19 protein-coding genes are annotated in these 21592 nt (G+C 63.8%); 8 read left to right on the top strand and 11 right to left on the bottom strand.

From position 1 onward, the window contains the following. Positions 1–225: 225 nt before the first annotated feature. From BMY31_RS01945 to BMY31_RS01935, 3 genes are read left to right on the top strand one after another with little or no spacing between them, the layout of a single operon-like run. The gene (locus tag BMY31_RS01945; RefSeq protein WP_091007756.1) at positions 226–816 is read left to right on the top strand and encodes a response regulator; all 591 of its coding nucleotides are present in this window, start codon (positions 226–228) and stop codon (positions 814–816) included. Next, positions 813–1655, top strand: a complete 843-nt coding sequence (locus BMY31_RS01940; protein WP_159443968.1) for a histidine kinase — start codon at positions 813–815, stop codon at positions 1653–1655. Before BMY31_RS01945 ends, BMY31_RS01940 begins: the two co-directional genes overlap by 4 nt. A 6-nt stretch (positions 1656–1661) precedes the next feature. Further along, positions 1662–2024, top strand: a complete 363-nt coding sequence (locus BMY31_RS01935) for an ATP-binding protein (protein WP_078686623.1) — start codon at positions 1662–1664, stop codon at positions 2022–2024. 144 nt (positions 2025–2168) lie between these two features. Here BMY31_RS01935 and BMY31_RS08810 read toward each other — a convergent pair whose 3' ends face one another. The 7 genes from BMY31_RS08810 to BMY31_RS01900 all read right to left on the bottom strand — a co-directional run bounded on the left by BMY31_RS08810 (position 2169) and on the right by BMY31_RS01900 (position 8539). Then, positions 2169–2987: an LPXTG cell wall anchor domain-containing protein gene (locus tag BMY31_RS08810; RefSeq protein ID WP_078686622.1), complete on the bottom strand. Its 819-nt coding sequence runs from the start codon at positions 2985–2987 to the stop codon at positions 2169–2171. Next, positions 2984–3775, bottom strand: coding sequence for a hypothetical protein (locus tag BMY31_RS01925; RefSeq protein ID WP_143327732.1), 792 nt, complete (start codon positions 3773–3775; stop codon positions 2984–2986). Before BMY31_RS01925 ends, BMY31_RS08810 begins: the two co-directional genes overlap by 4 nt. Further along, a complete protein-coding gene (locus BMY31_RS01920) occupies positions 3739–4653 on the bottom strand; it encodes a clostripain-related cysteine peptidase (protein ID WP_078686619.1) in 915 nt (304 codons plus the stop codon). The genes BMY31_RS01925 and BMY31_RS01920 overlap by 37 nt, the downstream gene beginning before the upstream one ends. Before the next feature lie 42 nt (positions 4654–4695). Continuing rightward, positions 4696–4908, bottom strand: coding sequence for a hypothetical protein (locus tag BMY31_RS01915; RefSeq protein WP_078686617.1), 213 nt, complete (start codon positions 4906–4908; stop codon positions 4696–4698). Positions 4909–5114: 206 nt separating this feature from the next. Then, complete coding sequence (locus tag BMY31_RS01910; RefSeq protein ID WP_091007753.1) at positions 5115–6254, bottom strand: pyridoxal phosphate-dependent aminotransferase; 1140 nt, start codon at positions 6252–6254, stop codon at positions 5115–5117. 86 nt (positions 6255–6340) lie between these two features. Then, complete coding sequence (locus tag BMY31_RS01905) at positions 6341–8179, bottom strand: ABC1 kinase family protein (protein ID WP_257612344.1); 1839 nt, start codon at positions 8177–8179, stop codon at positions 6341–6343. Between the two features lie 6 nt (positions 8180–8185). Beyond that, positions 8186–8539 carry a phasin family protein gene (locus tag BMY31_RS01900; protein ID WP_078686614.1) on the bottom strand — a complete coding sequence of 118 codons (354 nt, stop codon included), beginning with the start codon at positions 8537–8539 and terminating at the stop codon, positions 8186–8188. Between the two features lie 274 nt (positions 8540–8813). Between BMY31_RS01900 and serC the strand changes: the two genes are divergently transcribed. From serC to BMY31_RS01870, 5 genes are all read left to right on the top strand, one after another. Further along, positions 8814–9977, top strand: coding sequence for a 3-phosphoserine/phosphohydroxythreonine transaminase (gene serC / locus BMY31_RS01895; RefSeq protein WP_091007750.1), 1164 nt, complete (start codon positions 8814–8816; stop codon positions 9975–9977). Positions 9978–10077: 100 nt separating this feature from the next. Then, positions 10078–11292: a phosphoglycerate dehydrogenase gene (locus BMY31_RS01890; RefSeq protein WP_091007747.1), complete on the top strand. Its 1215-nt coding sequence runs from the start codon at positions 10078–10080 to the stop codon at positions 11290–11292. Between the two features lie 74 nt (positions 11293–11366). Next, positions 11367–12602: a DUF1015 domain-containing protein gene (locus BMY31_RS01885; RefSeq protein WP_091007744.1), complete on the top strand. Its 1236-nt coding sequence runs from the start codon at positions 11367–11369 to the stop codon at positions 12600–12602. Positions 12603–12832: 230 nt separating this feature from the next. Then, on the top strand, positions 12833–14332 hold the full coding sequence (locus BMY31_RS01880; protein ID WP_257612343.1) for a polysaccharide deacetylase family protein: 1500 nt from the start codon (positions 12833–12835) through the stop codon (positions 14330–14332). A gap of 807 nt (positions 14333–15139) precedes the next feature. Continuing rightward, on the top strand, positions 15140–17803 hold the full coding sequence (locus BMY31_RS01870; RefSeq protein ID WP_143802912.1) for a tetratricopeptide repeat protein: 2664 nt from the start codon (positions 15140–15142) through the stop codon (positions 17801–17803). A gap of 227 nt (positions 17804–18030) precedes the next feature. Here BMY31_RS01870 and BMY31_RS01865 read toward each other — a convergent pair whose 3' ends face one another. From BMY31_RS01865 to BMY31_RS01850, 4 genes are all read right to left on the bottom strand, one after another. Further along, entirely contained in the window at positions 18031–19443 is a 1413-nt protein-coding gene (locus tag BMY31_RS01865; RefSeq protein ID WP_091007738.1) for a Sapep family Mn(2+)-dependent dipeptidase, read from the bottom strand. Between the two features lie 168 nt (positions 19444–19611). After that, positions 19612–20340 carry a GntR family transcriptional regulator gene (locus BMY31_RS01860; RefSeq protein ID WP_091007735.1) on the bottom strand — a complete coding sequence of 243 codons (729 nt, stop codon included), beginning with the start codon at positions 20338–20340 and terminating at the stop codon, positions 19612–19614. Position 20341: 1 nt separating this feature from the next. After that, positions 20342–21067 (bottom strand): GntR family transcriptional regulator, encoded by a 726-nt coding sequence (locus BMY31_RS01855; RefSeq protein ID WP_090991458.1) that lies wholly within the window; start codon positions 21065–21067, stop codon positions 20342–20344. An 89-nt stretch (positions 21068–21156) separates the two neighbouring features. After that, positions 21157–21585: a secondary thiamine-phosphate synthase enzyme YjbQ gene (locus tag BMY31_RS01850; protein WP_091007732.1), complete on the bottom strand. Its 429-nt coding sequence runs from the start codon at positions 21583–21585 to the stop codon at positions 21157–21159. Positions 21586–21592 lie beyond the last annotated feature (7 nt).

Here is a 21592-nt window from a genome sequence, read left to right as displayed (position 1 = left end):
GGCTGGTACCAGCCGTACTGCCAACCAAAGAACCCACTCTTTTTTTTCATTTTCTTTTAAGAATGGGCGGGGGGGATCCCAGAAAGGTGTTTCGTTTCGTGACGGGTTTCATGCAAGCACTTTTGGTGAATGCGGATTTATGTATGTGGGTAGATATTTGACCGAATTGCATTCTGCTTCGAGGCAGCAAAGCTATTCGCGCGGTGGGATGGGACGAGAAGGGCCATGGCAAACTACTTCGGAGAAACGCTGTGTCGCTCGAGGTCCGAAAAGGGTCTGTCACAGCAGCAGCTGGCAAACCGGCTGCACGTGACTCGTTCTGCGGTCGCCAACTGGGAAACCGGGCACCGATTGCCCAACGCCGCCATGATCTCCCATATAGCCAGGGCGCTTGACGCCGGCGCCGCGGCGCTGCTCGCAGCTGCAGACGAGTCCCACGATGCCCCGAACGTCCTGCTGGTGGACGACAGTCCCATTGCCCTCGAAGAGGGCCTCCCCGTTCTGCGGGAGGCGCTTCCGAACGCAAACGTCGTCGGTCTCGCAAGCCCGGCGGAAGCTGTGCGCTATTTCAAGAACAACCCAGTTGCGCTGGTGCTTCTCGACATCAAGCTGGGCAAGACCAATGGACTTGACCTTTGCCAAGAGCTCCTGCAAATTAGGCCGAATGCTAACGTGGCCTACCTCACCGCATACCCAGAATATTCCCTCGACGCATGGAACACCGACGCCTGCGGTTTTATACTGAAGCCGCTGAAGGCGGAGGAGGTCCGCAGGCTGATTCCCAGGCTGCGGCATCCCGTGCGAGGGCTGCTGTGATAACGGAACAGTATTTCTATGCAACACTGGATATGTCCGCGCTCCTGTTCGGGGCGTTTGGTCTGATATTGCTTTATATCGCCCGCGACGTCGAGCGATGGCCGAAGGGCTTGTGCGTCGCCATCCTGATATCGACGATTGCCCGTGCGGTAGTAGGCCTTTTGGGAAACGGCGCTGCACAAGCCGACGTGTCGTACGCGTCCGTGCTTGCTCTGAGCCTTGCCGAAACGCTGATAGCCCCGATTCCCTCCTTGCTCGTGTTCGCGTATTTCGTCTACTGCAGTGGGAGAGACTTCCGAACGAATGCGGTTGTACGCATCGAATGTGTGTTGACTGGCATCCTGATCGTTGCGGGGTGTCTGGCGAAGCTGAGTGGGGAAGCGCGCGTCGTTGCTGGTCAAGATCCCCATTTCGGGCCATGGATTGCCCTGACGTTCGCCTCGATAGCCGCGCTTACGGCAATCAACCTCGTAACGCTTGTCCGGTACTGGAAAGACATAACGAACGTACAGGGCCTTATGTTCCTGGCCTGCTTTCTCGCGGCGCCGCCCATTCAGGTCATTCTCGTGGAGCTCCTCCTTTTGGTTGGCCTGGTCCGTCGCTACCTGGACCAGAAGGAGGAGGTCGCGCAGGAACGAGCACACGTCGCCGTCCTGCAGATGAGGCCCCACTTCATCCACAACACGCTGACGAGCATCTACTACCTTATTGCCAAGGATCCCGAAATGGCCCAGCAGACAACGTTGGACTTCTCCCGCTACCTGCAGAGCAACTTCGAGATCGTTGCGGAGGACGGAACGATTTCCTTCGAGCGGGAGCTGGAGCATACGAAGGCATAACTCGCGGTGGAGCAGGCCTGTTACGAGGGACAGGTGTTCGTGGAATTCGACACGCCGGTCACGTCGTTTAACGTTCCGCCCCTCACGCTGCAGCACATCGTAGAGAACGCCGTCAAGCACGGCATGGACCCCGATTCGGAGCCGCTGCAGGTCTCCGTCGCCACGCGCGACCTTGGGTGCGGCGTGCAGATCATCGTGGAGGACAACGGCCCTGGCTTTACGCCGCCCGATGAGGATGAGCGGCACTTCGCCCTTAACAACGTCCGCGAGCGGCTAAAAGCGCAGTGCGGTGGCACGCTGGAGATCGGAACCCGCGAGGCGGGCGGGACCAGGGTGACGATCTTCGTCCCCACGCAGGCATCGCGATGATAACGTTACGACGCGCATCATGGACACAACAAACTCATCGTAGAGCCAGAATTACCTGCGGAAATGTGTTTGTTTGCAAAAACTAACTCTAGCGGCCGTACCACAGCACTTGCCGGATGCTGGAACCCAGCAATTCGTTCCCGGCTACAATTCGCGTTTTCGCTTCTTCGCAGCCACCGCAACCGTCCCTCCTGACGCCAGCACCGCCAGCAGCAGGAGCGCCGGGTTCAGGAGGTCTCCCGTGCTTGGCGTCTTGCTCGGGCTTGATTTTGTTTGGGCATTCTTTGCTCCACCAGAAGTGTTGTCGTCACCACTGCTGGAGTCGTTCTTCTTCCACTTTGCCGTGAACACATGATCGCTGTCCGCATGATATTGTTGCCCTGGTTGGTACTCAGACCCTTCCCAACATTCAAACGTATAGCCATCGCGCGTCGGGGCGTCGATGATGGCGAACTCGCTTTCCAGTGCGGGTTCGTACTTCCTGACGGCGTCCGTGCCGTCGTCCCACCGCCCGCCGGTAGGATCGAAGCTCAGTTCCGGCTTGACCTCATGCTGGACGTCGTACATGTCCGAGATGGCGAGCTTGACCTCGACGTCGTCTATGCCCAGGTTCGAGTAGCTGTCCTTCACGAGCTCGGCGTTCGTCTTCTCCAGCATGAACATGTCTATGGGGTCCGCTTTCCCAAGGCTCGGATCATTGCAAAGGGCCACCGTCACCATGTCATCGAGCGTATCGAGGGGGATCGGTATCGTGTTGCCGTAGATGTAGATGCTTTTCGCCTTGCCGTTCTCATCGAAGACCAGCTCTCCCGCACCCAAAAGCTGCTCGCCCAAGTAGAAAACTGCGTAAACGGAGTTGTCCGACGCATCGGATGCCAGATGCATTTTCCCATCCGCATCCTTCACGGCATACCATTGCCCGTCGAACTTCGGGATCAGGTAGGAAGAGTCGGTGGCGCTCATGTAATCGTCAGCAGACTCCCCCTCGCGCCGCCGGGCGCCCGGGTGCCGTAAAACGTCCTGGTGGGCTTTTTGAACACCTCGTCTTCCCTGTTGGCCGTCACCGTGAGCACCGGGACGTCGATGACCCGCTTGGGCGTGTCCGCAACGTCGATGCGATAGTAATCCGTCCCATCCTTCGATTCCGTCGCAAGGGAGACCTTGTCGTGATCCAAGACCTCCTCGCGCTGGATGTCTATGATCCCGCCGAGCCATGCCGGCACGTCCCTGTCGCTTCCCTTAAAGGCCTTCGAGATGTACTCCCATCCCCTCTTGACGTGGTTTTCGGACTTCTGGGACTGGAGGTATTCCAGAACCTTGTCGTAGTCGATCTCGTCAGGCGCGCAACCGTTTTCCACAAGGGTCGAGACGGCCACGCCGGCGTTGCAGATCAACTCGTAATCGAGAACTGCCTGCATGTACGTCTCGAGCAGCTCCCTCTCGGTCGAACCTTCCGCATACGACCCAGCCAACTCGTTCATCGCATCGATGTAGAAGGACACTTCCCCTGAAGCATCGCCTTTGGCAGGATTGAAGAAGTGGAAGATGCTCAGCCCGCTTGTCGGGGATTTCGTAGCCCTTATCTTTATGCTCTCGTCATCGTTCCTGCCGAAGAACGCATACGTTTCCTTCGATTTCTGCGTGTGCCTCGAATAGACGATGTCCTTATCATGCAAGATGTTCTGGATCTCGAGCGCCGTTTGCGTGTATGCGTTCAGGAACCCCGGCTCCTGCCAGTCGGTTTCGTACAATCCGATCCCGAGCTGCTCCACCACGGTCGCGAAGTCCTGCAGGTTGGTGATGACGAAATGGTAATCGTCTTTCGGAACGCGGATCTCGTCGTAGAAGCTCCCGGTGTCGCCTCTGCCCTCATCTGCCGTGCGACCGTCAGCAGCTTGTCCACGATCCCACTATCCTTGAGGTCTTTTACGTTGATCGCGCAATGGCCGACCGAACGGCCTACCGATACCTTTTCGGGATGCTCGTCATAGTAATCGACGAAAAGGTCCACGAACTTGCGTCCCAAGTCCCAGGCATCCATATCGGGGGCATCTGCGAGGTAATCGAACAGTGCCGTGAAATCGACCGTTGGGAACGGGTTGACGTCCGCCGACCCGAAATAATAGTCTGTGTAATCCCACAAGGCGAGCGCCGTTTCGAAATTGCCCATCATGCAGCAGTCCAAGTCGATGAAGTCGAACTTGCCCTCATCCCGCACAACATCGCTGTCCGAGATCGCCTGCCGGAGCTGGCGCACGGATATTGACGCATGTGAGTCCCCGGTGTCGTGGTCATCCACGCCGTAACCGCCCTCGGGGCCCATGCCATGGTCGTTCAGGATCAGATCGTATTTGCCCGCCGGCGCGATGCCATGGGCGTAGTTGATGAACTTCTTCAATGTGTTCGGGTCGCTCATGAGCTCGTCTTCGGACTTCTTGGCAGCAGCCCCGTCGTCGCTCACGCCGTCGCCGTCTAACAGCCTCAAGTAGCTTTCGGCGTTATCGGTGGCTCCATACACTTCCCAGACCTGATTGTACTCGCTGCTGATCTCGGTCAGCGTGCCGGTGTGGTCGTCTTTGTCCCGTAGGTAGCCCGCATCCAGATGCCATTTGAGCGAGCCGCCCGTCATGACGATGATGCGGAAATCGCTGCGATTGAACTTCGATGCTATCTATTCCTCGAGCATGTCAGTGCACGCGGAGCCGGTCTCCTCGGAGCTGGCGCCATCCAAGTAAATCATGATGGTGCGAACGGCCTTATCGCCACTGCCAAGAGACGGAGTTTCGGTGGCAGCAAGATCGCCGTTATCTGCAAATGCAGTAGGCGCGCCAGCACCAGCGAGGATTGCCGCAGCCATTGCCAGCATGATGCCAAGGGGAATCAAGAAACGCCTTGCGACTGTCCCGTTCTTCGAATTCCTGGTGAAGCCTCCTCGTACATGTTCCCCGTTTTTTTGCGGCAACACTAAAAGAGCCGTTCTGCACAGGTCGACTCCCGTAAGTATACGTCTCGCGGCGCTCAAGGCGCTGACGCTCATGCCGTAGCGGGGCCCGTGCCGCGCGCCGCGCGCGTGCCCCTCGCCCCCCCGCGTCAGGGGCGCAGCGCCCCCACGAAGTCGCCAAGCCGGTCGAGCCCGCACACCAGCGCGTCGTCCGCGCAGGCATAGCTCAGGCGCACGTGGCCCTCGGCCCCGAAGGCCGCGCCGGGAACCAGGGCGACGCCCGCCTCGCGAGCGGCGCGAACGCAGAAGTCGCGCGAGCCCAGACCAAGCTCCTCGATGCGCGGGAACGCGTAGAACGCGCCTTCCGGACGCACCACGGGAAGCCCCATCCCGTCCAGCCGCTCCAGCACGAGGTCCCTGCGGGCGCGATAGGCCGCGCGCATGGGCGCGACGTCCGTCGAGAGCGCCAGGGCCGCGGCGTCCTGGGTGAAGCTCACGACGCTCGAGACGGCGTACTGGTGGACCATGGCGATCCGGTCGACCAGCTCCCGGGGACCGGCGAGCCAGCCGAGCCTCCAGCCGGTCATGGCGTAGGGCTTGCTCATGCTGTTGACCACAACGGTGCGGTCGGAAAGCTCCGGGTGGCGCAGTGCGAAGCCTTGGACGCCATCCGCATATACCAGCTGGTCGTACACGTCGTCGCAGATGACGTAGAGCCCGCGCCCGGCAGCCGTCGCGACGGCGTCGAGACTCCGCGCGTCAAGCACGGCCCCCGTGGGGTTGTTGGGCGAGGTGACCACGATCGCCTTGGTCCTGGGGCCGACCAGGGCCATAAGCCTCTGGGGGTCGATCTGGAACGAGTCGGGCGCGGTGTCGAGCGCGACCACGCGGGCGCGGCAGAGGGTGGCGACCGCTCCGTAGAGCAGGAAGGCCGGCGTGGGGACGATGAGCTCGTCTCCCGGCTCGAGCAGCGCGAAGAGGGTCGAGAAGAGCGCCTCGGTGGCGCCGTTGGTGACGACCACCTGCTCGGGCAAGAACGAGAGCCCGCCGGACGCCATGTGCGCGCATATGGCCTCACGCAGCCCCTCGCGGCCGCGGTTGGGCGGGTAGTGCGTCTGTCCCGCGTCGAGCGAACGGGCAACCTGGTCGCAGACGGGGCCCGCCGTGCACTCGGCAGGCTCGCCCAGCGTGAGGTCCACGCAGCCCGGGACCTTGCGCGCGAGCGCCGAGAAGCGCCTGATCTCCGATGGGGCAAGCCCCTCTAACGCGGTGTTGGTGCCCAGCGGCATGCCGTCCCCTCTCGCCCGATGGTTTGGGAGACTATAGCGCCGCAAGGTAACGAGACAATGAACGGAGCGCCAGCGCAAGCAGCAGGCTACCTGCGCCTCTTGCCCTCGCTCATGATGCTACGCACCAGCCAGACCCCCATCAGGAACGCGACCACGTAGCCCACGAAGCCGATGACCGGCACGCCGAAGATGACAGGTTTGATGCGCGCGTAGTAGACGACCGACGAGCCGATGAACAGGCCTGCGATGACGATGCCCATGGTCAGGCGGTCGGCCGAGCGCGCGAGGTCGCCCACGGGGTCCTCGTAGCCCACCAGATCGAGGTTCATCCTGAGCTGCCCGCGCGTGAGCATGTTCATGGCGGTCGAGCTCTGCGCGGCGGCGTCGAGCAGGCCGCGCGTCGCCGCGAGCGAGGCGCGAGAGAGGCGCCTGGCCTCGGCCTTTGCGCTGTCCGCAAGGTCGGAGTGCGCCTTAATGTGCTCGCGCACGATCTCGACGATGCTCGTGCCCGGCAGAAGCTCATCGACCACGCCCTCAAGGGTGACCAGCGAGCGGGCCAGCATGGTGACCGTGCCGGGAAGCTCGATCCCGTTCTTGCGCGCCATCGATATGAGCGCGTTCATGAACGCGGAGAGGTCGAGGTCGCACAGGTCCGCCTCGCCGAAGTCCGCGATGATGCCGTCGAGGTCCGCGAGCAGCCCCGGGTGGTCGACGTCCGAGACGTCGGACACCGAGAAGCGCAGTAGCCCACTCTTGAGACGGGCGGCGTCACGCAGGGCGACGGCCTCGACCATCTCGGTCAGGGCCGCCCTGTCGTGCGAGGACAGCCTGCCCATGATGCCGAGGTCCATGTACACGATTTTGCCACCCGAGACCAAAAGGTTCCCGGGATGCGGGTCGGCGTGGAAGAAGCCCTCGTCAAGCATCTGGCTGGCGTAGTTGTCAACGAGCTTCCGTCCGATGTCCCCCAGGTCGTAGCCCAGGCTCGAGAGCTTTCGGGTGTCGCCTATCGAGATGCCCTCCACGTAGTCCATCACCACCACGTGCTCGGTGCAGAGCTTGATGTAGGGCTTGGGGCAGGTGACGTATGCGCAGTCCGCGTTGTTGCGCCGGAACTCCTCGAGGCTGTGGGCCTCGACCAGAAAGTCAGTCTCCTCCCTGAACGACTGCCACAGCTCGTCCACGACGGACTGCAGGTCCAGGAACTGCGCGTCTCCTATGAAGCGAGAGGCGCGCCGTGCCAGCGAGCGCATGATCGATATGTCCTGCGCCATGATCTCCTGCACGTGGGGGCGCTGCACCTTGACGGCGACGAGCTCGCCCGTGGCCAGGCGCGCCTTGTGCACCTGCGCCACAGAGGCCGACCCCAGGGGCACGTCGTCAATCGCGTCGAAGATGTCCTCTATCGGCTCGCGGTACTCGGCGCGCAGCGTCTCGAGCACCAGTTCGCGGTCCATGGGTTCGACGTTGGAGCGCAGCCTGGTGAGCTCGTGGCAGAAGCTCTCGGGAAGGATCTCCGAGCGCATCGAGAGAATCTGGCCCGCCTTGACGAAGGTGGGCCCCAGTTCCTCAAGGAGCTTGCGGAAGGTCAGGGGCGTCAGGCCCCTGAAGATGTCGTAGTGGCTGGCGATGCGCAGGATCTCGGCCAGGCGCGCGGTCTTCTTGGCGCGCGTGATCTGGTAGCGGCTCGCCGCGCTCGACCTGCCCCCGAAAATGCCGATGGTGTCGTACCAGATCGGCTCGTCGTCCTCCCCCAGCATGTCGTCGACCAGCCGGTCGTCGAAGAGGGAGTCCTCGACCCAGTCGGCGGAGGGGTCATCCCCCGCGCCGCGAGGTGCCTCCCCGTGTGCGTTGGGCATGTCCCTCTCCGCGTCGCCCGCGTCGTCACGGCCGGCGCGATGATCTGTCGTGCGGTCCTCAGACAAGGCAGGCTACTCCTTGGCGCCCTCGGCCTCGGCATCGTCCACCTCGACCTCGACGGGCTCCGCCTCGAGGTCCTCGGCGATCTTCTGGGCCTTGGCGACCCACTCGGCGCGCTCCTCGGGCGTCATGGTCTTGAACTTGGCACGCAGGAGCGAGTCGGTGGTGTCCTCGGTGGCCTGCGACACCTTGCGCTTGAGCTCCTCGTTCACGGCCTTGCCCTGCTCGACGGTGAGCTCGCCCTTCTCGATGAGGTCTGCCACGACCTCCTGGGACTTCTCCGCCCCGGTGGCCACGGCACCCACGCCCGCCAGGAAGACCTTGCGGGCAAGGTCGCTCATAGAGTCAAAGTCAACGCCTGCCATAGGAAACCCCTTTCAGACTGCGGCACGCCGGGTCTGGCGCGTCGCGCGTGGCCGGGCGGCACCCGGCCTGCGTACATGTTTGTCCTTTTACCCAACGCATGGCGCGACAATCGCCCGGTGCGCCATAGACGGTAGAGAAGGCGACGCTTGGGTGCGGGCCGCGAGCCCGGCGGGCGCGGGAGCTCCTTCCGGCGATTTCTCGAAGCACTTCGTTATCACCGTCGAAACACTACTGGTATATGGTTTCAAAAAGCCGTTTCCAAAGGAGGATTGCATGCCCCGAGCGTTCAACTTCTCTGCTGGCCCCTCGGCCATTCCCGAGGAGGTGCTGCGCGAGGCTGCCGCGGAAATGCTCGACTACAAGGGCAGCGGCATGTCCGTCATGGAGATGAGTCATCGCTCGCAGGCCTACCAGGCGATCATCGACGACGCCGAGGCAACGCTCAGGCGCATCATGGCAATCCCCGACAACTATCGCGTCCTGTTCATGCAGGGAGGCGCCACGCTCCAGTTCGCGGCCGTCCCGATGAACCTCATGCGCGGCCGCCACGCCGGCTATCTAGTGAGCGGAAACTGGTCCAAGAAGGCCTGGCTCGAGGCGTGCAAGTACGGCCAGGCGGACGTCCTGGCAAGCAGCGAGAACACGAGCTTCGACCGTGTGCCGACGCTCGCCTCCCCCGTCGACCAGGGCCTCGACTACGTCTACCTCTGCCAGAACGAGACTGTCTACGGCACCATGTACCACGACCTGCCCGACACGGGCGGCGTGCCCCTGGTGGCTGACCTCAGCAGCATGTTCCTCTCGTGTCCCGTCGACGTCAGCCGCTACGGGCTGATCTTCGCCGGCGTCCAGAAGAACGCCGGCCCCGCGGGCAACACCATAGTCATCGTGCGCGACGACCTGCTGGGAGACGCCCCCGCACTGGGCGACGTGGTGCCCACCTACATGGGCTACCGTCTCCAGGCCAGCAAGGGCTCGATGTACAACACGCCCAACACCTGGGGAATCTACCTGTGCGGCAAGGTCTTCCACTGGATCGAGGAGTCCGGCGGCCTTGTCGCCATGCGGGAGCGAAACTGGAAGAAGGTCAATCGCCTGTACGACTACCTGGACCAGAGCGCGCTCTTCAGCCCCCTGGCGCAGGGCCCTTCACGCTCCATCGCCAACGTCACCTTCCGCGCCCCCTCGCCCGAGCTCGACGCCGCCTTCGTGGCCGGCGCGGCCGAGCGCAACATCGTGGGCATCAAGGGCCACCGCGTCCTGGGCGGCCTGCGCGCGAGCTGCTACAACGCGGTTCCGGCCAAGGCCATCGACGCGCTCCTTGCCTACATGGCCGACTTCGAGTCCACGCGCGCGGACGCAGCCGACGACGCCGATAACCCGAGCAATGCCAACGCGAACGCCACCTCCCCCTCGGCGCTCCCGCGATCTAGCTAGCCGGCTCGTCCGGCCCCCGCACATAGACCGCAAGAGCGACCGGCGCACGCACGGGTGTCCCCGACACCACGACGCGCCGGCAAAACCCAAGGAGAAGAGCATGCGCTACGTAAAGGTAATGGACAACATCGCCAAGGACATCACCAGGGACGGCGTCGCGAAACTGGGAGACGGATACCAGAAGACGGACGACATGCAGCGCGCCGACGCCATCCTGGTGCGCGCGAGCAGCCTGCATGGGATGGACTTCGGCCCCGACGTGCGCTGCGTGGCCCGCTCCGGTGCCGGCTTCAACAACATCCCCATCGACGAGTGCGCGCGCAGGGGAATCGTCGTCTTCAACACCCCCGGCGGAAACTCCAACGCCGTAAAGGAGCTCGTCGTCGGCATGATCCTGGTCAACTCCCGCGACGCCCTGGGCGGCATGCGCTGGGTGCTGGACAACGTCGAGGACCCCGACATCGTGAGGGACGCCGAGAAGAACAAGAAGGCCTTCGTCGGACGCGAGGCCATCGGGCGCAAGGTGGGCGTCGTCGGTCTGGGCGCGGTGGGAAGCAAGGTGGCCAACGCCCTTCTCCACCTGGGAATGGACGTCTACGGCTACGACCCGTACCTGTCGGTCGAGCACGCGTGGGAGCTGAGCAAGCACGTCAAGCGCGTCGACAGCATGGACGAGCTGTGCCGTGACGCCGACTACGTCACCCTGCACGTGCCCTCCAAGGAGGACACGCGCCGCATGATGGGCACCCACGAGCTATCGCTCATGCGCAAGGGCGGCATGCTCATCAACTACGCGCGCGCCGACATCATCGACGAGGACGCCGTGGCCGCGGCGCTCGAGGAGGGACAGCTGGGCCGTTTCGTATGCGACTTCGCGACGCCCAAGACCACGCACATGCCGCGCACGCTCATCACGCCCCACATGGGCGCCTGCACCTTCGAGGCCGAGGAGCACTGCGCCGGGATGGCCGTCCAGCAGATGAAGGACTACCTGGAGCACGGCATCGTGCGCAACTCCGTCAACTACCCCGACTGCGATCTGGGCCCCTGCCGCACGGGCGGCCGCATCGTGGCGCTCCACGCCAACGTCCCCAACATGATCGGACAGATAACGGCTATCCTTGCAGAGTCGAATGCCAACATCCAGCGCATGGCGAACGAGGCCCAGGCCGACAGCGCCTACACGGTGATCGACCTCGATCAGTTCGTCGAGGTGGAGACCCTCGAGCGCCTGCGCGAGATTCCCGGCATCTATCGCATTCGCAAGATCACGCCGCTGGCGCAGCGCTCGGACTTCAAGGGCATCTGCCAGTAGCGAGTCGCCGGGCGCAGCCGCGAGCCACCGCCGCGCCCGACCGAGAGAGAGCCACCCAGGAAATCGAGGTACCCATGCGCGTCGAGCCAATCAACTGCTATCGTCCCCGCCCCGAGAAGGCCGCCTCGTTCGCGGCCCTTCCCTACGACGTGTTCGACCGCGAGCAGGCGCGGGCCTACGCCCAGGCGCACCCCGGCTCGTTCTTGAGCATCGACCGCCCCGAGGTCAACTTCGAGCCCGGCCACGACATGTACGCGGCCGACGTCTACGCGAAGGCGGGCGAGCTCATTCGCCAGGCCGCGCTTGACGGCGTGCTGCTGAAGGACGAGAAGTCCTGCTACTACGTCTATCGCCTGGAGCAGGACGGCCGTGCCCAGACCGGCCTGGTCTGCGCATGCTCGGTGGCCGAGTACGACGACGGCACCATCCGCCGCCACGAGAACACCCGCGCCCAGAAGGAGCGCGACCGCATCGAGCACATCCGCGCGACCGGCGCCCAGACCGGCCCCATCTTCCTGACCTACCGCGACAACTACGCGATCGACGTGCTGGTCGGCCTGGCCATGACCGCCGAGCCCCTGTACGACTTCACCGACGACGAGGGCGTCCACCAGAGCGTCTGGCGCATCGCGCGCGAGGCGGCGGTCGAGGCGATCCGCGAGACCTTCAAGACCGTGCCCTGCGCCTACATCGCCGACGGCCACCACCGCGCCGCAAGCGCCGTGGCCGTCAGCCACCAGAAGCGTGAGGAGGCGGGCGCCGACGCCCCCGAGATGCCCTCCGACCTCTTCCTCTCGGTCCTGTTCCCGGCAAGCCAGCTGAGGGTAATGGCCTACAACCGCGTGGTCGCCGACCTCGCGGGAAGGACCACCACGGAGTTCCTCGAGCAGGTCGAGGCCGCGGGCTACCAGCTGGAGGACCCCGCGCCCTACGCTGAGCCCCAGGCGCCCGGCGAGCTCTCCATCTACGTGGGCGGCGCGTGGCACGCCGCGCGCCTGGCTGCCTCCGCAGGGACAACGGACGCAGACCCCGCGGCGGCCCTGGACGTCTCCGTGCTCCAGGAGCGCGTGCTCGCCCCCATACTGGGCATCCTGAACCCCCGAGAGGACCCACGCATCAGCTTCGTCGGCGGCATCGAGGGCCACGGGGAGCTCGAGCGTCGCGCGGGCGAGAAGGGCGTGGCGTTCTCGCTCTGTCCCACCTCGGTCGAGCAGCTCATGGCAGTCTCGGACGCCGGTGAGCTCATGCCGCCCAAGTCGACCTGGTTCGAGCCCAAGCTCAGAAGCGGCCTCTTTGTCAGGAGGATCTAGGGGGAGGGCAGCCATGGGCTTCTTGCCCATCACCCCGCTGCCACGAGCGCCTCTTGCCCGGCGCCAGCCGCCGCAACCTCTCCAAATGAGCCCGCTGCCCGCATGCCTTGCGTGTGCGGGCTTTTTTGTCGTGCGTTTCTGTCATGCTGGAAGATGGCTCTATCTTGCCCAGACGGGCACTATAGTGAAGGCGGCTTCAAATCTTCGTACGTTCAGGAGAAGTGACCCACATGACAAACATGGACCATCGCAACAGCAACACGCGCCACTCGGTCCCAACCCCCGGCGGCCGCCGCAGCGCCCGGCACGCCGAGACCCCGCGTCACGCCGGCGCGGCGCACAAGGCGCCAAAGCCGCACGCACGCGCCCAGAGTCCCGCCCACACCAGTCATCACGCGGCAATCAGCCAGGGCGCGGTACACGCATACCGACCCGCAGCCGAGGCTCAGGCCCACAAGCCGGCGGCGCAGGCACCCAAGCCCGCGGCCGCAAAGATGCTCTCGGCGCGCAGGCCCAGCAAGCTCAACAGCACGAGCTCCACGCCCCAGGGCGCGATCATCGTCGTCGCCCTTCTGGCCCTCGCGGTCCTGGGCGGCTTCGTCTTCTGGTCGAACCGCAAGGTCGACATCACCCTCAACGGCAAAGCCACCGAGGTACGGATCGGCTCCACGCTGGAGGACGTCATATCAGAGGGCGACGTGCAGGTGAAGCCCGGCAACCTGGTCTCGGTCAGCGGCAACGTTCTCGAGGAGGGCAAGGGCAGCGCCTACAGCGCCAAGGTGAACGACGCCGACGTGAGCGGGCAGGATGCCGGCTCCTTCCACGTCCAGGGCGGCGAGAAGATCGAAATCGGCGACGGCTCCGACAAGATCGAGGACTACGACGCCACGGAGGAGACCACCCAGCCCAAGCTCCGCATGGAGGGCGGCGCAGGCGCGATCGCCTACGTCAAGCAGTGGGGCATGCCCGGCAAGGTCGAGACCCGCACGGGCAAGCAGTCCGGCGAGACGGCGACCGTGACCGTGAGCGACCCCCAGGACTGCGTCATCTACTTGCACAACGTCAAGCCCGACAACGACAGGAAGATCGTCGCCCTCACCTTCGACGACGGCCCCAGCACCTACACCAAGCAGTACCTGGACATCCTCAACCAGTACGGCGCGCACGCGACCTTCTTCAACCTGGGCAACAGCGTCAAGAACATGCCGGACGCATCCAGGGCCATCGTCGAGCAGGGCTCGCAGGTGGCGAGCCACACCACCTCGCACAAGGACCTCGCCACGCTCGACGCGGCGGGACTTCAGTCCGAGCTCAGCACGGCCTTCCAGGCAATCCAGGACGCGGACGGCGTGACCACCACCATCTTCCGCCCGCCCTACGGCTCCTACAACATCAAGTGCTGGCTCAGTTCCGGAGGCATTGCGTCGGCCTCCATCATCTGGAACATCGACTCGGTCGACTGGAAGCGCCCCGGCGCCGACGCCATAGTGCAGTCATGTACCACCAACGTGAAGCCTGGCTCGATCATCCTGATGCACGATGGCGGCGGGAACCGTGACCAGGACGTCGAGGCCCTCCCCACCATCATCAAGACGCTGCAGGACCAGGGATACGAGTTCGTGACCATCGACGAGCTGATGCAGTCCGACAGCTCCATTCCCGCCGACATCGCAACCGGCTCCGCCACGATGCCCGAGGGAGCCGTCTGGCCCACAGAGATTGCCTCGTAGCCAGCGCCTCCGTCGCGCGGGCGGCTGTCGCTTACAGGAATTTGAATAGATTTGCCCACATACCAATGCGCCGCCCCTGCACAATCGAGGGAGCGGCGCATTTTTCTTACCAAAGATTGTATTCTGATACAGTGTTCGCATTTGCATAAAACGAGGGGGAGAAGACATGGCCCTCTCCCCCTCCCGAGTCAAACCGAGGCCCTGGCTAAACCCAGGGAACCTCGGTTGGGTACGTGGTTTCGTTAGGGTCAGGCTCCACCCGTTTGAGCACCCTGCGAATGATGCATCGGACGACTCCAACCACTACCATCAGCGCAAAGAGCGCCACTACGTAATAGCCGAGCGTTGTGGCAATAAACTGAACCACCGGCATTGAAAAAAAGCTCATCTGACCCTCCAAACACTGACTAGTCCCGAGCGGCTCCCGCCGCCCCCTGTCACTGTTGTACGCGCTCCCAATACAGGTTTCAAGCATGTTTCGAGACTTACTCCGAGCATAGAGCCATGCAGGTAAATGCCAGTAATCATACCCTGGTTGTAAACCCCGTGGCGCACACAATAGAGTGCATAATCATTTGGTGCTATGCGTGCATATGGTGCGGTTGACAGTTTTCCGAAATCCGGCGAACGTTACAATTTCTTATATGAGCGTGCGTTCGCATCGTGAACATACCGCCACGTGTTGCCCGCCCCCAAAGAACGCGCGCGGCATGGGTATAAACTCGCACTGTAGGGACCCTGCGACCAAAGGATGCAGGCGCCCGCCAAGACGAAAGACAACACGAAAGCTCACGGGAAACGCCTGACATGATCTCACGCGACAAAAGACAGCGAACCATCCTCCTTGCAAGCCAGATACTGCTTGCGTTGATCGGCGCTTCGTCCGTATGGGCGGCATTCGCGCTGGGAGGAACCGAATGGATGCTCACCACGCTGGGCGCGCTGTTCGGCATGGCGGTCGCCCTGCTCGTCGTGGCGTTCCGCATGAGCGAGTCGTCCGCGCCCACGGGCGGGCGCACGCGCGGCGAGGCGAACGGGAAAGAGGCGGTCACAAAGGCCGTGGCAGAGGAGGCGCCCGCGGGCGAGGGCGTGGCACAGGCACGGCAGGCGGCCAAGGGACTCTTGGCCGCCACGGGCGAGGACGAGGCTTCCGCCCAGTCGTCCGTCCAAGCGAGCACCCACGCCTCCGTCGCGGCACCTTCCCCCGTTTCGCAGCTCGACTACGAGCGCACCATGGAGACGCTCCTGGGGAGCGCGGACCCCTGGGCGGAGCTCAAGCTCTTCGTCGGGGACATCCGCACGCGCCAGGCCCACACGAGGGCACAGGGTGGAACCGACGACGCGAGCGCCTCGGACGCAAGCGAGGCCGAGGCAGCGATCAACGGGACCCTTGCCCCCTCCGAGCTCGAGCTCTTCGTGGCACGCCAGCTCGAGGAGGCCGGGCTCTTCTCGAAAGACGTCGAGCTTCCCGAGGTGAGGATCGCGAAGTCCGAGCGCTCGGGGCGCATCGACCTGAGAATCAAGGAGCAGAAGTGCGCCTACCTTGCGCGCGTTCGCGTCCTGAGCATCGAGGCGGCCCTGAACGCCATGCGCTTCTCGGACACCTACTTCGACGACCTCTGCGGGGCCACGCAGGTGCAGGCATACAAGCTGATACAGAACCTCACGTCCTCCATCTGTGCGCAGTCGCTCGGCCTCGACGAGCCGCTCGAGGCCGAGGTCGGCGAGGACCCCGACGGCGAGTGGGCCGTGAGGCGCAAGATTGCCCAGGCCATCGACGAGCTGCAGTTACCCTACCGCCTGGAGTGGTCCATGCGCGCCAACGTACGTGACGGCAACGTGAGCTTCAAGGTCACGCTCACTCCCGAGTCGGTGTTTCCCGCCTCCATGTACGTGGAGGGGCTCGGAGTCGTCCAGAGCTCGCGCGAGATGCGCCGCAAGGCCGCGAGCGCCTACGCCCAGCGCATCGCCCTGCTGATGGCTGCCACCGCGTTTCGCGCCTCGTGGCGCATCAAGCACGTGTGGTTCGCCGGCACCATCGACACAGCGACACGCCACTGGTGCTACCTCTCCGTCGACTTTGACCGCTGGCGCTTCTCGAAGCTCGACCTCGCGCACGTGGACGACCTCCCGCGTGCCATGCGTCCCTTCGTCCCGACGATGCGCATCGAGAACGACATCCTGCGCCCCGTCAAGCAGACCTTCGACCCTGAGGAGCCGCGCTTCTGCCCGCCCGAACGCTTTGCGGCCGTCTCGCTCACGTCCCGCCGCCTGAAGCCGCCCCTGGCCCAGGCCCTGGGGACGCCCAGCGTAAATGGCCTCGCCATCGAGGAGGCCGACAAGCGCCGCATGGTCGCCAGCGACATCCTGCTCAACCTGGTGCCCTCGCACGAGGAGAAGTCCACCGAGAGGAACGTCCGCATGGTCATGGAGCTGGCCGCGAACGATCCCGACCCCACGGTCAGGAGCGCCGCCGAGAGGACCGTTCGCGCCCTCATAGACGGCACGGTCGACAGCTCCGAGCCGCTTGACGTGGGTGACCAGTTCGTATCTGGAGACGCGCTCACGCAGGCAGTGCGTGACGCGAAGCGCCTGCTGGCCCACAAGATGGTGGGAGGCGCGTCCAACGCCGCCCCGCGACCCGACGCACGGGACGGAGAGGGTCGGGCAAAGGAGGCGAATGTCCCCAGCCAAGACGCCATCGCCGCGGCCAGGATCCTCACCAAGGTGCTTGCGCCCATCGACGAGAACGGCCTGTATGCCGACTCCCCCACCATCGAGCACCGCTACTTCGGCAACTACGTTGACCGAGCCCTCTACAACCGCATGCTCGCCCGCGAGCGCTCGGTCTTCCTGGTGCCCGACGCCTACTTCGAGGCCCACTTCATCCTCTCGGTCGCGTACCTTGCCCAGCACGACTACGATGCGGCGCTTTCGGAGGCGTGGCGCCTGTTCGAGCTCGCCCCTCTCGACCGCAACGCCAACATGCACCTGGTCCGTTGCCTCGAGGAGTGCGAGAAGATGGACGAGGCGAGGAAGGCGCTGACCGACTATCTCAAGCTGGCGCACGACCCGGACTCCCTGGGAGTGGCCTACTACCGTATGGCCTTCTTCCAGTGGCAGGCGAACAACCTCCTAGCCGCACAGGCCTGCTACCAGCTGGCCATGACCTTCTCGCCCAGCGCGGCGGGCATCATCTCGGTCGAGCTTGCCGCCCTGGCGCTGCAGAACCCGCAGGCCCTCACGCGCGAGCTCTCGCAGGAGCAGGTCGTGGAGGTGCTCGAGGACGCGGGCGTGCCGCTCGCCCCGACCCAGGAGGTCTCGCAGACGTTCATGGAGTGTACGCGCGCTTCGCTGGACGCCGAGGTCTTCCCCGTCGCAAAGAACTTCGCCGCGGTACTGGGCTCCTTTACCTCTGACGACGTGGTCCGAGCGATCATCGACTCGCTGGAGGACGCGCCGGACCGCTGATGCGGGACGCGAGGCAACCGCCTCGTGCGCAAATGATGGCGAGCGGCGTGTCAGAGCAAGCATTCGCAGCCCGAAGGACACTTTTTCGCTTTTTAGGCCGGGCGACAGTCGAAGCGCACCGCTCGGCCTCTTTTGTGCAAGCCATCGCGAAGCGAAGGGAGGCCGCACGAGGCGGCCTCCCAAGTCAGATCGCTATGCTGGCCACGCGCGGTGGCGCGAGGGACGATCTAGAAGTCAAGCTCCATCAGGCGAGCGACGGAGACGATGTAGATCTCGAGCGCACGCTTGAGCTGCTCCTCGCTGAAGCCCTCGTCGGCGGAGTGCTCGGAGCCGACCCACTCGGGCATCGGGAAGCTGGGGTCGTTGGGACCGAAGGAGCCGCCCGCCTTGAAGTGGCGGGAGTAGGTGCCGCCGCCGATGCAGAAGGCCTTGTCGTTGCGACCCGTGTACTCGTTATAGGTGCGCACGAGCGTCTGCATGGCAGGGGTCTCGGGATCGGTCAGGAACGGGACCATGTCGAGGTCGAGGCGCAGCTCGCAGTCGTGCTCGGAGCAGAGCTTGCCAATGCGCTCGGTAATCTCCTTGCCGGTGATGGAGGTGGGATAGCGGCTGTCAAGGGTCTGCTCGAAGTGGCCGTCGACGGTGCGTATGGTGCCACCAATGCAGGTCAGGGGGTCGAAGTACTCGTCCTGGCAGGCAATGCCCAGCGTGGAGCCATCATAGGAGTCGAAGCAGAGCTTCTCGAGCTCGAGGAACTTCCTCTCGGCGTCGGAGCAGAGGCCGTTGTCGAGCAGGTAGTCGACCAGGAGGCCGATGGCGTTGATCGAGCCCTTGGGCAGCGATGCGTGGGCGCCGATGCCGTGGGCGGTCAGCTTGACCAGGCCGTCGCCTGCGGCCTCGACGTCAATGCGGTCGGTGCCCTTGAGGGAAGCGACGTCGGCCTTTACCACGGCGGTCGCCTCGCCGGCGACGGCGTTGCCCACGGTGCCGCCGTCAAAGTCGACGATGACGTCGCTGATGGGGCCTGAGACGATCGTTCCGGCCCAGCCGCCCTTCTCGCCACAGATCAGCGGGAAGTCCGCGTCGGGCGAGAACAGGAACTCGGGCTGCTCGAAGTTCTCGAGGTACCACTCGACGTCTGCCATCTCGGTCTCCTCGTTGTTACCGATGATGCAGCGAAGTGTGTACGGAAGCTTCTTGCCGGTCTTCGCGACCTGCTCGGCAAAGTACTTGGCGCAGTAGAGCTCGAGCACGAGGGGACCCTTGTCGTCCAGGACGCCGCGACCGATCAGGTAGCCGTCCTTGCGCGTGAGCTTGAACGGGTCGAAGGTCCAACCGGAGCCCTCGGGGACTATGTCGGTGTGCGCGATGATCGCTATCTGCTTGTCAGACTCGCCGGCAAGGTCGGCGTAGCCAATGTGGCCGTCGCAGTTGTGCGCGTCCAGGCCAAGGCGGTCGGCAATCTCGACACCCTTGCACAGGGCCTGGTACGGCTCGGGACCGTAGGGCATCTGCTCAGTGGCCTCTGCCATGTTCTCGACGGAACGAATAGCAACGAGGTCCTCAATGTCCTTTACGATGTCTTCCCAGTTGGTCTCGACATAGGCCTTGACCTGTGCCTTCAGCATCTCATCTGCCATGGTGCTCCTTTACATAGATGGCGGACTCTATCGAATACGACTAGCTAGTGTAGCAGTTGGATTCGCAGGTTCTGCGCCTTTCGGGCGAAGGGGGCCTCGAATGCCGAGAAGAGCATGGCCTTCCCCCGCGCCCGCTCGGGCTGCGGCCGCAGCGCTCCTGAGGCAGGGCTATTCTCCGTCGCTCACCTTGACGGTGAAGAAGCAGGCGTCGCTTCGGTTGTAAGAGCGCATGAACTCAATGACGCGCCCGTCCTCGCGGTACGTGTAGCAGGTGAACAGCAGCGCGTCGCGCTCGTCGCCAAGCTTGAGCATGCGCGCGAGCCTCGTTTCGACGGGAACGATCTCGAGGGTCTGCCAGGCGCGCACGGGCGACGACTCGTAGAAGTCGTAGACGTCCTGCATGGGGAAGATCTCGAGGTCGACGTCCATGAGGTTCGGGAAGAGCTCGCAGGGGACGTAGACCTCCTCCATCGAGATGGGCTCACCGTCAGCCAGGTCGAGGCGCTTGATGTAGAAGATCTCATCCTCGGGATCGATGCCGAGACGCTTCGCGTACGCCGATCCGGCGCGCCGACGCTGTCGATCGAGGATCTTCACGCCGGGCTTGGACATCCCGCCCTCGATGGCCTTGCGAAATCCGGTGAGGTGATCGAGGTCTCGCTCGATACGCTTGCCGACAACGAAGACGCCCTTGCCCTGGACACGTTTGAGCAGCCCCTCCTCGACGAGCCCGTCGAGGGCCGCACGGACGGTCAGGCGATTGATGCCATAGGTCTTAGCAAGCGTGTTCTCCGAGGGAATCGCCACGCCGGGAGCGTACTCGCCCGTCGAGATGCGCTCGCGAACGACACCCCTCAGCTGCATGAAGATGGGTGAGCTCTCATCGATGCCCGACATGCTACCTGCCCTCCCCTTCGCTGAACGGACGAAGCTCCGTCCCGAAGACGATACGCTGCGGCATCGCGATGGTCGTGAAGTACTCGAGCGGCTTGCCCTCCTGGTCGAGCATGAGTCCCTCCTGGAAGAAGGCGGTCGTGCCCGCGGGGTAGTCCAGGAGGTCAGCCTCTCGCTCGTCGAGCTTGCAGACGTCGATCCTCTCGGTGCCCCGCGTCGCAACGAGGCCGTATTCCTCGCGGAGAACGCCGTAGAGCGACTCCACCGCGTAGTCATGCCCCTCGATGCCGGGACAGTCCCTTGCGTTGACGATCACGGACTCGATGGCCGCCCTCTCGCCGTCGACGATGCAAACCCTCGTGAGCTCGAAGACGGGCGAGGCCAGCATCACGTGGAGCTGGCGCACTGCGTGTTTGTCGGCCTCGGCAAGACGAGACGAGACGACAATCCGCTCGAGCTCGCCGCCCGCCGCCGCAATGGCCTCGGAGGAGCCGAGCGTGTCCTGAAGGTTTCGAACGATCTTGGGCTTGGCGACGAACGTGCCGAGCCCCACCTTGCTCTCGACGACGCCGAGCTCGGAGAGTCGCTTGATGGCGTTGCGCAGCGTCATGCGATTGACACCCCACTGCTTGCACAGGTCCCTCTCGGAAGGGAGCCTGTCACCAGGGCGCAGGTCGTTATCGATGATGTAGCACTCAATTAGCTCTGTGATCGTGTCTCTGGAACTCAAGGGTCCCCACCTGTCAGACGTCTGAGTCTTGTTTCCTCGATTCTCCTAAATATATAAGACTTGCCGTCGCCGTGCCAACGGCACGCGGGTCATTCGCCCATCACCTGCACCAGAAAGGTCCGCTCAGAGGGTCCGTCGAACTCGCAGAAGTACACCTCCTGGGCCCCACCTTTCTCGATTCGCCCGTCGCGCACGAGAAAGTGCGCGTGATTGCCCGTTAGGAGTGCCTTGAGGTGACCCGTGGGGTTCCCGGCCGTCGAGCCGTAGTCGGCAAGCATACGGGCATGGGCGTAGGGATGATCCTCCGGCACGAGCCGACAGAGGAACTCGTCGATGTCGCTCTCAAGGCACTCGAGCGCCTCGTTGGTGGTGATACCCGTCGTCGTGTGGCGGGACAGAACCGTGACCATGCCGTTGGTGACGCCACTTTCGGCCACGACGCTCTCGATCTTCTCGGTAATGAGCGTGTACTGGTTGTACTCGCTGGTGAGGAAGGTGAAGCTCTTCTCGAAGACCATGGTCCTC

The organism is Parafannyhessea umbonata (genome assembly GCF_900111255.1).
Lineage (GTDB): Bacteria > Actinomycetota > Coriobacteriia > Coriobacteriales > Atopobiaceae > Olsenella_J > Olsenella_J umbonata_A.
Note: the sequence above shows the minus strand (reverse complement) of the source record. Positions and strands in the feature narration are given on the sequence as shown.

Bases quoted from the DNA above. Each gene is read 5' to 3' on its own strand.
- serC (WP_091007750.1), top strand. From the start codon at position 8,814: ATGCCCCGAGCGTTCAACTTCTCTGCTGGCCCCTCGGCCATTCCCGAG.
- BMY31_RS01920 (WP_078686619.1), bottom strand. From the start codon at position 4,653: ATGACGGGCGGCTCGCTCAAATGGCATCTGGATGCGGGCTACCTACGG.
- BMY31_RS01850 (WP_091007732.1), bottom strand. From the start codon at position 21,585: ATGGTCTTCGAGAAGAGCTTCACCTTCCTCACCAGCGAGTACAACCAG.
- BMY31_RS01865 (WP_091007738.1), bottom strand. From the start codon at position 19,443: ATGGCAGATGAGATGCTGAAGGCACAGGTCAAGGCCTATGTCGAGACC.
- BMY31_RS01880 (WP_257612343.1), top strand. From the start codon at position 12,833: ATGACAAACATGGACCATCGCAACAGCAACACGCGCCACTCGGTCCCA.
- BMY31_RS08810 (WP_078686622.1), bottom strand. From the start codon at position 2,987: ATGAGCGCCACCGACTCTTCCTACCTGATCCCGAAGTTCGACGGGCAA.
- BMY31_RS01885 (WP_091007744.1), top strand. From the start codon at position 11,367: ATGCGCGTCGAGCCAATCAACTGCTATCGTCCCCGCCCCGAGAAGGCC.
- BMY31_RS01900 (WP_078686614.1), bottom strand. From the start codon at position 8,539: ATGGCAGGCGTTGACTTTGACTCTATGAGCGACCTTGCCCGCAAGGTC.
- BMY31_RS01910 (WP_091007753.1), bottom strand. From the start codon at position 6,254: ATGCCGCTGGGCACCAACACCGCGTTAGAGGGGCTTGCCCCATCGGAG.
- BMY31_RS01860 (WP_091007735.1), bottom strand. From the start codon at position 20,340: ATGTCGGGCATCGATGAGAGCTCACCCATCTTCATGCAGCTGAGGGGT.
- BMY31_RS01945 (WP_091007756.1), top strand. From the start codon at position 226: ATGGCAAACTACTTCGGAGAAACGCTGTGTCGCTCGAGGTCCGAAAAG.
- BMY31_RS01870 (WP_143802912.1), top strand. From the start codon at position 15,140: ATGATCTCACGCGACAAAAGACAGCGAACCATCCTCCTTGCAAGCCAG.
- BMY31_RS01890 (WP_091007747.1), top strand. From the start codon at position 10,078: ATGCGCTACGTAAAGGTAATGGACAACATCGCCAAGGACATCACCAGG.